The 11,948-nt window shown below is 46.9% G+C and carries 13 protein-coding genes; all 13 read left to right on the forward strand.

Features of this window, described 5'->3' with window-relative positions:
* The first annotated feature begins 2 nt into the window (after positions 1-2).
* The 13 genes from AB4329_RS01775 to AB4329_RS01835 all read left to right on the forward strand — a co-directional run bounded on the left by AB4329_RS01775 (position 3) and on the right by AB4329_RS01835 (position 11,928).
* Entirely contained in the window at positions 3-230 is a 228-nt protein-coding gene (locus tag AB4329_RS01775) for a zinc ribbon domain-containing protein (protein WP_017056199.1), read from the forward strand.
* A gap of 294 nt (positions 231-524) precedes the next feature.
* A complete protein-coding gene (gene urtA / locus AB4329_RS01780) occupies positions 525-1,811 on the forward strand; it encodes an urea ABC transporter substrate-binding protein (protein WP_004735113.1) in 1,287 nt (428 codons plus the stop codon).
* A 160-nt stretch (positions 1,812-1,971) separates the two neighbouring features.
* Positions 1,972-3,600 carry an urea ABC transporter permease subunit UrtB gene (urtB, locus tag AB4329_RS01785; protein ID WP_372137602.1) on the forward strand — a complete coding sequence of 543 codons (1,629 nt, stop codon included), beginning with the start codon at positions 1,972-1,974 and terminating at the stop codon, positions 3,598-3,600.
* Between the two features lie 10 nt (positions 3,601-3,610).
* Positions 3,611-4,783, forward strand: a complete 1,173-nt coding sequence (gene urtC / locus AB4329_RS01790; RefSeq protein WP_017062507.1) for an urea ABC transporter permease subunit UrtC — start codon at positions 3,611-3,613, stop codon at positions 4,781-4,783.
* Positions 4,780-5,622: an urea ABC transporter ATP-binding protein UrtD gene (urtD, locus tag AB4329_RS01795; RefSeq protein WP_372137603.1), complete on the forward strand. Its 843-nt coding sequence runs from the start codon at positions 4,780-4,782 to the stop codon at positions 5,620-5,622. Before urtC ends, urtD begins: the two co-directional genes overlap by 4 nt.
* 1 nt (position 5,623) lies before the next feature.
* Entirely contained in the window at positions 5,624-6,319 is a 696-nt protein-coding gene (gene urtE, locus AB4329_RS01800; protein WP_017062505.1) for an urea ABC transporter ATP-binding subunit UrtE, read from the forward strand.
* The gene (locus AB4329_RS01805) at positions 6,316-7,263 is read left to right on the forward strand and encodes an urease accessory protein UreD (RefSeq protein ID WP_017062504.1); all 948 of its coding nucleotides are present in this window, start codon (positions 6,316-6,318) and stop codon (positions 7,261-7,263) included. Before urtE ends, AB4329_RS01805 begins: the two co-directional genes overlap by 4 nt.
* Positions 7,264-7,396: 133 nt before the next feature.
* Positions 7,397-7,699: an urease subunit gamma gene (ureA, locus tag AB4329_RS01810; protein WP_004735119.1), complete on the forward strand. Its 303-nt coding sequence runs from the start codon at positions 7,397-7,399 to the stop codon at positions 7,697-7,699.
* 11 nt (positions 7,700-7,710) lie between these two features.
* Positions 7,711-8,046, forward strand: a complete 336-nt coding sequence (locus AB4329_RS01815; protein WP_017069302.1) for an urease subunit beta — start codon at positions 7,711-7,713, stop codon at positions 8,044-8,046.
* A 40-nt stretch (positions 8,047-8,086) separates the two neighbouring features.
* On the forward strand, positions 8,087-9,790 hold the full coding sequence (ureC, locus tag AB4329_RS01820) for an urease subunit alpha (RefSeq protein ID WP_372137604.1): 1,704 nt from the start codon (positions 8,087-8,089) through the stop codon (positions 9,788-9,790).
* Positions 9,791-9,920: 130 nt separating this feature from the next.
* Positions 9,921-10,373 (forward strand): urease accessory protein UreE, encoded by a 453-nt coding sequence (gene ureE / locus AB4329_RS01825; RefSeq protein ID WP_017062501.1) that lies wholly within the window; start codon positions 9,921-9,923, stop codon positions 10,371-10,373.
* A gap of 235 nt (positions 10,374-10,608) precedes the next feature.
* Complete coding sequence (locus AB4329_RS01830; RefSeq protein ID WP_372128860.1) at positions 10,609-11,205, forward strand: HupE/UreJ family protein; 597 nt, start codon at positions 10,609-10,611, stop codon at positions 11,203-11,205.
* A gap of 42 nt (positions 11,206-11,247) precedes the next feature.
* Complete coding sequence (locus AB4329_RS01835; protein WP_065584651.1) at positions 11,248-11,928, forward strand: urease accessory protein UreF; 681 nt, start codon at positions 11,248-11,250, stop codon at positions 11,926-11,928.
* Positions 11,929-11,948 lie beyond the last annotated feature (20 nt).

Genomic DNA, 11,948 nt, shown 5'->3' on the forward strand with positions numbered 1-11,948 from the left:
TAATGAGTGAAAATATCTGCCCTAAATGCCAGTCTGAGCTAGCTTGGGATGGCAAGTATCACTGTGAAAGTTGTCAGGCTCACTTTACTAAAGTTGGGTTTTGTCCTGAGTGCAGCAGCCAACTTGAGAAGCTTCAAGCCTGTGGTGCGGCGAGCTATTTTTGCAACGGTGATTGCAACGAGTTGAAATCTAAGTCGAGAGTAAAATTCGAATTTCAACCTGCGGAATAGCCTTAAACAGCATGGTTTGAACGACCATCGGTGATGTTATACCAGAGACCCAATACCAAAGTGTTGGGTCTTTTTTGTATCTGAAGAACAGGAATGTGTCATCTTGGTTCATTCCCACCGTCACTGCACCAGTATGAAACATAGTTACATGATTGCTATGCACTCTATTGGTGTGAGTTTCTTTTAAATTCTATTAATACAATTACTTATAAATAATTTCATTGGTTTATAAGTTTGGCACTCTTCTTGTAATTCTGTAATTGAATAACAAAAATACAATTATGGAGTAATATCATGAACAAGGTGTTCAATTTATCGCTAGCTGCACTGTGTACAACACTTTCATTTTCTTCTGCAACAGTGTTTGCTGCTGATGAGACCATCAAGGTCGGTGTTCTACACTCACTCTCTGGCACCATGGCGATCAGTGAGACAACGCTAAAAGATACCGTGCTAATGCTCATCGAAGAGCAGAACAAAAAGGGCGGTTTGCTTGGTAAGAAGCTAGAGCCTGTCGTGGTTGACCCTGCGTCAAACTGGCCGCTATTTGCTGAGAAAGCGCGTGAGCTTATCGAAAAAGAGAAAGTGGATGTGGTGTTCGGTGGTTGGACGTCGGTATCACGTAAATCCATGCTACCTGTCTTTGAAGAACTCAACAGCATCCTTTTCTACCCAGTACAGTATGAAGGTGAAGAGTCTTCTAAAAACGTTTTCTACACCGGTGCCGCGCCAAACCAACAAGCGATCCCAGCAGTGGATTACTTGATGGAAGAGCTTGAAGTCGAGCGCTGGGTACTTGCAGGTACCGATTACGTTTATCCACGTACAACCAATAAGATCTTAGAAGCCTACCTAAAAGATAAAGGTGTCGCAGAAGAAGACATCATGATCAACTACACGCCATTTGGTCACTCTGATTGGCAATCTATCGTTTCAGACATCAAAAAGTTCGGTGAAGCTGGCAAGAAAACCGCTGTGGTTTCTACTGTAAACGGCGATGCGAACGTACCTTTCTATAAAGAGCTAGGCGCTCAAGGCATTTCATCTGAAGACATCCCAGTTATTGCATTCTCTGTTGGTGAAGAAGAACTGTCAGGCATGGACACAGAACCATTGGTTGGTCATCTAGCAGCATGGAATTACTTCATGAGTGTTGATACTGAAGCTAATGAAGAGTTCGTTGAAACGTGGCAGTCGTTCATCAAGAGTGAAAAGCGTGTCACCAATGACCCAATGGAAGCGCACTATGTTGGCTTCAATATGTGGGCTCAAGCGGTCACTAATGCGGGCACAACCGATCCTGAATCTGTGCAAGATGCCTTGATTGGCGTGTCTGTACCTAACCTTTCTGGCGGCTACTCTACCATGCTGCCAAACCACCACATTACTAAACCAGTCCTGATCGGTGAAATCCAAGACGATGGTCAATTCGATATCGTTTGGGAAACCACTGGACTAGTGGCGGGTGATGCTTGGTCGAGTTACTTACCTGAATCGGCAAAACTGTTCTCTAGCTGGTCGAAGCCATTCTCATGTGGTGCGTTTAACGTCGAAACGAAGAAGTGTTCTGGCGGTAACTAGATCGTCAATTCAGGAATATTGAGCCTTCCGGTTTGGGAAGAACGCGTCTGTTTAACGGGCGAAGCGAACGGAAGGCTCATCGTTTCAGGTAACAACCACTATCCACACATCCTCCAAGTAAAAATAACAATATCTAACTTGGTTGGTTAAGGAAGCAGGGATGAAAAACGTATTAAACGTATTTAAAGTGCTGTTGCTCATGGCAGTCAGTGCTCAGTTGGCTTTTGCTGGAATAACGGATGAAGCTAGCTTTACCAAGGCGCTAGTTGGCAAGAAAACATCGGATAAAGAATTAGCTATCGATTGGGTGATTGAGACGCAAACGGGAGACGTGTCGAAAGCTATTTTAGATGGCTGGTTAAACGGAAACCTTTACTACTTCAATGAGAAACAGAGCGAGCAGTACAAACAGCTCTACCTCATTCAAAGTATCAAAACAGCGACGTCAGCTCAGTCAGTATGGGATGATTCAACGCTTAATATCGAGAATGCGAGACAGTTTAAAAAGGTTCGTGTGAATAACAAACTTCGCGGGATATTACGCGGGGAAATAGCCTCGATTGGACTGAACAGCGGCAACCCTGATGTGCGTTATAAGGCGGTTTTGGATTTGTTAGGAACCAAAGACGCTGACATTATCGAACGACTAACTGAACTCAGAGCCAATGAATCAGATGGCAAAGTAGCTGAGCTAATGGATTTGTCGTTAGCGATTGCCACTTCTCTTAATAACAGTGCCACCATTGAAGATCGTGTGGCTTCAATTGAACGAGTTGGCGACTTCAAACAATCCGTCGTGCTAAGGACGCTAAACCAACTGCTCAACAGCGAGCAAGATCCAAAAGTATTGGCCGCGGCAGAGCGTGCTCTTGATAGCTATCAACAGAGCCAAGCACTCTATTCGGGCGTTGAGACCGTATTCTTCGGTTTGAGCTTAGGCTCGGTATTGGTACTGGCAGGCATTGGCTTAGCGATTACCTTTGGTGTGATGGGCGTTATCAACATGGCTCATGGTGAGCTGATCATGATTGGCGCTTACACCACCTATGTATTGCAGTTGTTGATGCCGAATCATATTGGCCTAGCGCTGATACTTTCCATTCCTGCGGCATTCATTGTTTCTGGCTTAGTGGGCATTGCGATTGAGCGCAGTGTGATTCGTCATCTTTATGGTCGCCCATTGGAAACCTTACTCGCGACCTTTGGTATTAGCTTAATCTTGCAGCAGGCTGTTCGTTCTATTTTCTCTCCTTTGAACCGCTCAGTGAGCACGCCTGAATGGATGTCTGGAGCACTTCAATTAAACCCAATGTTGTCCCTGACCTACAACCGCCTTTACATCATTCTCTTCTGTGGTTTGGTGTTTATGGGCTTATTAATGGTTCTGAAAAAGACACCACTAGGTTTGCAGGTTCGTGCGGTTTCTCAAAACCGTGGCATGGCTCGTGCGATGGGTATTCGTTCAGAGCGAGTTGATGCGATGACCTTCGGTTTAGGCTCTGGCGTTGCGGGTGTTGCAGGCGTGGCACTGTCTCAACTGACCAACGTTGGCCCTAATATGGGACAGGCGTACATCATCGACTCATTCATGGTGGTGGTATTCGGCGGTGTTGGCAACCTATGGGGCACGCTAGTCGCAGGCTTAAGCCTTGGTCTGTTCAATAAAATTTTAGAACCATGGGCTGGTGCGGTTCTCGCCAAGATTCTGGTACTGGTTTTCATCATTCTATTTATTCAAAAACGCCCACGCGGACTCTTCCCGCAACGTGGTCGTGCGGCTGAAGGTTAAGGACAACATCATGCAGTCAAAATCATTTGTACTTTCGGCAATGCGTGGTGACAAAGGTGGCCAACTGACCATCCTTGCCATTCTAGCGGCCGTTATTCTTATCCCACTGGCTAACACCATGTTACCAAGTGGGCACCCGCTCCATGTAGAGACTTTTACTATCTCGCTGATGGGCAAATATCTGAGCTACGCAATGTTGGCGTTGGCGCTCGATCTGGTGTGGGGCTATCTCGGAATCTTGAGCCTTGGCCACGGTGCTTTCTTTGCGCTTGGTGGTTATGCGATGGGCATGTACTTGATGCGTCAGATTGGTGACCGTGGGGTTTATGGTGATCCAGTCTTACCAGATTTCATGGTGTTCCTTGATTGGTCTGCGTTGCCGTGGTTCTGGCAGGGCTTTGACCAGTTCTGGTTTGCTTGCCTGATGGTGGTGCTAGTGCCGGGCGCATTGGCTTACTTGTTCGGTTATTTAGCTTTCCGCTCTCGTGTGTCCGGGGTGTATCTTTCTATCATGACTCAGGCATTAACTTACGCATTGATGCTGGCATTTTTCCGCAACGAAATGGGCTTTGGTGGCAACAACGGACTGACGGATTTCAAAGACATCATCGGTCTGAGTTTGCAGAGTGATGCGGTCAAGATAGGTCTGTTTGTCGCGACTGGTATTGCGCTTATTCTCAGCTACATAGCTTGTCGCATGGTGGTGACCAGTCGATTAGGTCGTGTGGCATTAGCGATTCGTGATACGGAATCACGCACTCGCTTTATGGGCTATGACGTCGATGGCATCAAGCTGTGGGTCTTCGTTCTTTCTGCGGTTATCGCCGGTATTGCCGGGGCTTTATATGTCCCTCAAGTGGGTATTATCAATCCGGGAGAATTTGCTCCTCTTAACTCGATTGAGATTGTGGTTTGGGTAGCCTTAGGCGGTCGTGCCACTCTGTTTGGTGCCATTGTCGGTGCATTGATCATCAACTACGCCAAGAGTTGGTTTACGGTTGAGTTCCCGGAGGTGTGGCTGTTTGCTCTGGGTGGACTATTCGTACTCTCAACCATGTACTTCCCACAAGGTGTGATTGGCTTTGTCAGTGAAAAGTGGCAGCAGCTGCGCAAGGCATCAAATGGGAAAAACCAAGATAAAGATAAGGATGATCAGCACAAGGCCAAGGAGGTGATCGCATGACCACATTTAATAGCGTAAAGGAATCGGTTCAGGCGTTGACTCGTCGAGACGAAGTCTTTGATTACCTCAAACCCGATATTCATCCTGCCATCGATACTCGACATAACGTGCTATTGTATGTCGAAGGCGTCAACAAAAGCTTCGATGGTTTCCAAGCGATAAACGACCTCAACCTTTACATCAAAGAGGGAGAGCTACGCTGCATCATCGGCCCTAATGGTGCAGGTAAAACAACCATGATGGACATCATTACCGGGAAAACTAAGCCAGATACTGGCGAAGTATGGTTGGGTTCGAACATCAACTTATTGAAGATGAACGAAGCCGAAATCGCCAATGCAGGCGTTGGGCGTAAATTCCAAAAGCCGACTGTGATTGAATGCTTAACCGTGTGGCAAAACCTTGAGTTGGCCATGGCCGGTGACCGTTCAGTGTGGGCGACTTTCACTGCTGTGATGTCTGGTGAACAGAAAGACAAATTGACCTCTGTGCTTGAGCTGATCCATTTAAAAGACGAAGCGGCTAACTTGGCAGGTAACCTGTCTCACGGACAAAAGCAGTGGTTAGAGATAGGCATGTTACTGATGCAAAACCCTAGGTTGTTGCTGGTGGATGAACCCGTTGCAGGCATGACTCACCAAGAGATGGACCGTACCTCTGAGTTACTCAATTCACTGGCAGGTAAGCACTCGGTTGTGGTAGTTGAACACGATATGGATTTCGTTCGTTCTATCGCAAGCCATGTCACTGTACTTCATCAAGGTCATGTGCTGGCTGAAGGCACCATGGACCAAGTGCAGGCTCACCCAGAAGTTAAACAAGTTTATCTCGGAGAATAGGATGTTAGAGGTTAAATCAGTTAATCAATATTACGGTGAGAGCCACACGCTGTGGGATTTGGACATGCAGATCCCAGAAGGTAAATGCACGGTGCTAATGGGGCGAAATGGTGTCGGTAAAACCACCTTACTGCAATGCATTATGGGGTTGGTGAAGGTTGAAAGCGGTGACATCTCCTTATCGGGTGAGTCACTTTTGAAAACCGATGCCGAGGACCGTCCACGCCAAGGGATCGGCTATGTACCGCAAGGTCGCCAGATCTTCCCAATGCTCACTGTTCAAGAAAATCTAGAGGTCGGTTTACCGATTCGTAAAAAGGGTGACCGCAAGATCCCTGAATTCATCTTCGATATTTTCCCAGTGTTAAAAGAGATGCTACATCGTCGCGGTGGTGATTTATCGGGTGGCCAGCAGCAACAGCTAGCGATTGGGCGTGCGCTGGTGGTTAATCCAAAGCTATTGATCTTGGATGAGCCGACGGAGGGTATTCAACCCAATATTGTGCAAGAGATTGGCGACATCATTCGCATGCTCAACGAGAAAATGGGGCTCACGGTTCTGTTGGTTGAACAGAAGCTGCCGTTTGCAAGAAAGGTCGGTGACCGTTTTTGCATTATCGACCGTGGACGCCAAGTAGCAGAAGGTGAAATGACAGGGCTCGATGAGTCCTTGATAAAGGAGTACCTAACCGTATGAATTCTCTCTTTTCTCCGAATGAAGTAAGCAAGGCTTCTTTAGTAGAAGCTTTATCTTTGAATGAGACCATCGAACAAGATATTCGTGATGGTTGGCAAGCGAGTTTAAACCTCACCTTTGTCGATCGAGGTGATAAAACCGTATTAAAGAATCGTCAGCAGTCTGGTCCGCTTGCGGTGCAACGCCCCCTGTATCCTGATGGGGAAACGTGTCACACCTACTTACTCCATCCCCCCGGCGGAGTGGTAGGTGGTGACACTCTCAATATTAACGTGAATCTTGAGCACGGTGCTCACGCGTTGATTACCACACCCGGTGCGACCAAGTTCTATCGCTCAAACAACAAGTACGCCAAGCAGAAGCAGACCCTACGAGTGAAGAAAGATGCACGCTTGGAATGGATGCCGCAAGAGAACATCTTTTTCCCGAATGCACACGTTCGTTTAGATACTGAAATTCGCCTAGAAAAGGGTGCACAGTTTTGGGGTTGGGAGATGCACTGTTTTGGACGCCCTGCACAGAATGAGGGATTCGAGCATGGTCATCTCGTTGGGAAAACAGAAATCTATCTTGATAATCAAAGGCTTCTGACTGAAGGCTTTAATTTTCATGGTGGCGATAAGTTAATGATAAATATGGGGTTACTTGATTATTCAATGATGGGAACCTTTTATATCACCTCAAATGAGAAGCAAGATCTAGAGTTGGTACAGAGCTTGCTCATATCTATTACACAGCAAGCTTCACAGCAATCAGTTACATCAAAAACGTCGAGTGAACCCACATTAATATTGGGTGCTACTCAGATAGAAGGATTGATTGTGGTGCGAGCCTTGGGTAATTGGAGTGAAGATATCCTCCAAGCCTTTGGTCAGATTTGGCAAGCAACTCGCTCTCATTTATGTGGTACGACTCCTGATTTACCAAGGATTTGGGCGACTTAGCGATTAGCCCTATTTGTACCGAGGGCGACTTCCGGCCCTCGGTACATTTTTTCAAGCTTGCTGTGATTGAATCCCACTTACTGCTCATGCGTTTCTGAGCAATAAGAAAACAACACTAACAGCGGGCAGCTAAATGGAATTAACACCAAGAGAAAAAGATAAGCTACTTATCTTCTGCGCAGGAATGCTGGCACAGCAGCGTAAACAGAAAGGCTTAAAACTCAACTACCCAGAATCTATTGCTCTGATCAGCAGTGCCATTCTTGAAGGTGCCCGTGAGGGGAAAACCGTTTCGGAATTGATGGATTTTGGACGCACACTGCTTACCGTCGATGACGTTATGGAGGGGATCCCTTCCATGATCCCAGATGTACAAGTCGAAGCGACTTTTCCCGATGGCACCAAGTTGGTGACCGTTCATGAACCTATCGTGTAGGGAGAAGAAATATGGCTGGATCCACCAAACAATATTCAGGCTTAGTGCCCGGAAAAGTAGAAACCGCTCCCGGTGATATCACTCTAAACGAAGGCCGAGACACGACGTCCGTAAAGGTTCAAAATATAGGCGACCGTCCCGTGCAAATCGGCTCTCATTACCACTTCTATGAAGCAAACCCTTCGCTGATCTTTGACCGAGAAGCCACTAAAGGCTTTCGACTCAATATCCCTGCGGGCACCGCTACCCGTTTTGAACCGGGTCAGTCACGTAGCGTCGAGTTAGTGCGTTATGCCGGTAAGTTAGAGATTTATGGCTTCCAAGGAAAGGTGATGGGCAAGCTCTAAGCGCTCCCATAGAAAGAATTAAAACAACAAAGGATTGATCATGGCGACGATATCCAAACAGGCTTATGCCGAAATGTTTGGGCCTACAGTCGGTGACCGAGTGCGTCTTGCTGACACCGATTTATGGCTAGAAGTTGAAAAGGATTACACCGTATACGGTGATGAAGTGAAGTTTGGCGGAGGTAAAGTGATCCGTGATGGACAAGGGCAAAGCCAACGTCCAAGTGCCGAAACTCCAGATTTGGTGATCACTAACGCGATTGTGTTGGATTACTGGGGCATCGTAAAAGCCGATGTCGCAGTCAAAGATGGTCGAGTTCAGGCATTGGGCAAAGCGGGCAACCCAGATGTTCAACCGGGCGTTGATATTGTGATTGGCCCGGGCACGGAAATTTTAGCAGGCGAAGGTTCAATCTTGACTGCTGGTGGTATTGATTCACACATTCATTTTATTTGCCCACAACAGATTGAAGAAGCACTGGCGTCAGGTGTGACAACCATGATCGGCGGTGGCACTGGACCAAACACAGGTACTAACGCGACCACATGCACACCGGGGCCTTGGAACATGCACCGCATGCTAGAGTCACTCGATCAATTCCCGATGAACTTTGGTTTGTTAGGCAAAGGCAATGCCAGTCAGCCAGAAGCACTACGTGAGCAAGTAGCGGCAGGCGCGGTGGGTTTGAAGTTACACGAAGACTGGGGAACCACTCCCGCTTCAATCGATACCTGTTTGAGTGTGGCTGACGAGATGGACGTACAAGTAGCGATTCATACCGACACTCTGAATGAATCTGGTTTTGTTGAATCGACACTTGGCGCAATCGGCGACCGCGTGATTCATACCTATCACACCGAAGGTGCGGGCGGTGGTCATGCTCCCGATATTATTCGTGCTGCAGGTGAGCCGAACGTTTTGCCTTCCTCAACCAATCCAACACGCCCTTACACCATCAATACCGTCGATGAGCACTTAGACATGTTGATGGTCTGTCATCACTTGTCACCATCGATTGCTGAAGATGTCGCGTTTGCTGAATCTCGTATCCGCCGTGAAACCATTGCCGCAGAAGACATTCTTCATGACTTAGGTGCCTTTTCGATGATCGCTTCGGACTCACAAGCAATGGGACGTGTAGGCGAGGTGATCACTCGAGCTTGGCAAACTGCGCACAAGATGAAAGTTCAGCGCGGCAGCCTAAAAGAAGATTCAGACTACAGCGATAACTTCCGATTAAGACGCTATGTCGCTAAGTACACCATCAACCCAGCGATCACTCATGGTATGTCTCATGAAATCGGTTCTATCGAAGCAGGGAAATTAGCAGACTTAGTGTTGTGGAAGCCCGCTTTCTTTGGTGTGAAACCTAGTGTGATTTTGAAAGGCGGCATGATCGCCATGGCGCCGATGGGTGACCCAAATGCTTCAATCCCAACACCTCAGCCAGTCCATTACCGTTCAATGTTTGGTAGCTACGGCAAGGCATGTCAAAACACATCGATGTTGTTTGTCTCTAAAGAAGCCAAAGCGCAGAACATCGATAAGCAATTGGGTTTGCAGAGTTTGATTGGTGTAGTGAGCAACTGCCGAAATATCAGTAAAGCCGACATGAAGCTCAATGATTGGATGCCAAAAATTGAGGTGGATTCTCAGACGTATCAAGTACGCGCCGATGGGGAACTGCTGACATGTGAGCCTGCAGAAGAGCTGCCAATGGCTCAGAGATATTTTTTATTCTAATAGCTCGGCTGAAGGCTGTTATTTTAGCGCTGAGCTGAAGGCTCTTGTTCTAGCTCTTAGCTAAGGGCTTTTAGGCTGAAGGCTCCTAATTTAAACGTTATAAATCTCACAAGGAGATTGAGGTAATAGCATGATTGAACTGACTCAACTGAATACTCAAATACAAAATGCACCGGACGGCTACTTAAGCCTGCCGATCGATAGCCGCATTAAGAGCCGTCTTAAGGTGATGCTCGATGACGGGCGCAATGCCGGACTGTTTCTACCACGAGGTCATATCTTGCGGGGTGGCGAACAACTCTCAAGTAAATGCGGTTTAGTCGTAGAAGTGAAAGCGGCACCAGAAACCGTTTCGACTGTTTACTGTGAAGACTTGCTCCTGTTAACGCGAGTGGCGTATCACCTTGGTAACCGTCATGTTCCGCTGCAAGTGGAAGCGGGTTGGGTTCGTTATCAACACGACCATGTTTTAGATGAAATGGTTGAAGGCTTAGGCGCGAAAGTGACCACTGAGAAACAACCGTTTGAACCAGAAGGCGGTGCTTATGGCGGTCGCTCTGGTGGACATCATCACCATCATTAATCGAGTCATTGATGACTCACTAAACGATTTATATAACAACGATATTAATAACAATAATACCAATCACAGTAAGTAAGTGATCAACAATAGCGCAGAAAAAAGGCTTGAGAACAAGGCATAATTTTTCGATAAGTAGTTATTCTACAATCAAAAATTATAACGCAGTTATCGAGCATTTTAGCAAGCTAGGGTGAGCAATTATTTACTACGATTGGTATAAAGCAAGGAACTCGCGATGAACTTTAAAACAGCTGCAGGCTTATGCACTTTCACAATAGCTTCTCTAACAACATCAACGATGGCTTTCGCTCACCCAGGACATGGGGCGCATTCAGTTCATGAGTCTCACTCGTTTATGTCTGGCTTAACTCACCCTGTGACTGGCATGGATCATCTGATCATGCTGATCGCTTTCGGTTTATTAATTGGCGCATTGTCATTTTCCACCAAGACAAAAGCATCTCTGATTGGCGGTGGATTGGTGTCTTTAGTGGTAGGGCTTATCGCAGGCCAAGCCCTAGGTTTCTCTGTGATTGTTGAGCCTGCCATTATCGCTTCTCTGTTTGTCGTCAGCTTATGTTTATGGCATGTATTCTCACCATCAACCAAGCGTGTAAACAGCGTATTAGTTGCTTCGATTGCTATGTTGTTTTTCCATGGTTACGCACACGGCGTTGAAGCCGCGAGCAACCTGACTCAGTTCGCAACAGGCATGAGTATCAGTGCTTTGGCTCTGATGGTTATCGGTACTTTTGTTGGTCGCGCGGTTTACTCTAAATGGTTGTCAGTCGGCGTGGCTTCAGCAAGCGCACTATTGCTGTTAGGCGCGTAGGCTCTCGAACTTATTTGATTCTGGAAGACTGAGGGCACGATTATGACCACAACAGAAAATGTAGCCGTCTATCGTCTGTTTCAATTGATCAGTCCATCGTTGCCGATTGGTGGGTTCACTTATTCGCAAGGCTTAGAGTTAGCGGTTGAAGCGGGGTGGGTGACCGATCGCAACAGCATGGAACAGTGGCTTAATACCATCGTCAGTTCCAGTGTCGCAACTTTGGAATTACCTATCTTAGAGCGTCTTTATCACGCGCTAGAAAAGGGTGAAATCGATGAGATTGAGCATTGGTGTAACTACTTATACTCAAGCCGTGAAACCAGTGAATTGCGAGCGGAAGAGAAGCAGCGTGGGCATGCATTGAACACCTTGTTGAAGCGCTTGGATATCGATATTTCGCTGGTGGATTCTGTTGATAGTCATCCAAACCAATTGTTGGGCATGTGTATGGCGGCTCAGCATTGGGGTATTGATTTAGAGAGCCTCAAGCAGGGTTATTTATGGAGTTGGCTTGAAAACATCGTTACCGCAGGGGTCAAGTTAGTGCCTTTAGGTCAAACCGATGGTCAGTTGGCATTGATTAATATCACCAACACCTTTCCTGAGGTGATCGAAAAGGCCCGCACGATAGAAGATTGGATGATAGGCAGCTTTTCGCCTTCGATGGCATTAGCGAGTTCATTGCACGAAACACAATACACACGACTATTTCGTTCGTAGCGGTTAGCGCGAACGATGTA

The organism is Vibrio sp. 10N.261.54.A5 (assembly GCF_041471145.1).
GTDB classification, from domain to species: Bacteria; Pseudomonadota; Gammaproteobacteria; order Enterobacterales; family Vibrionaceae; genus Vibrio; species Vibrio crassostreae_C.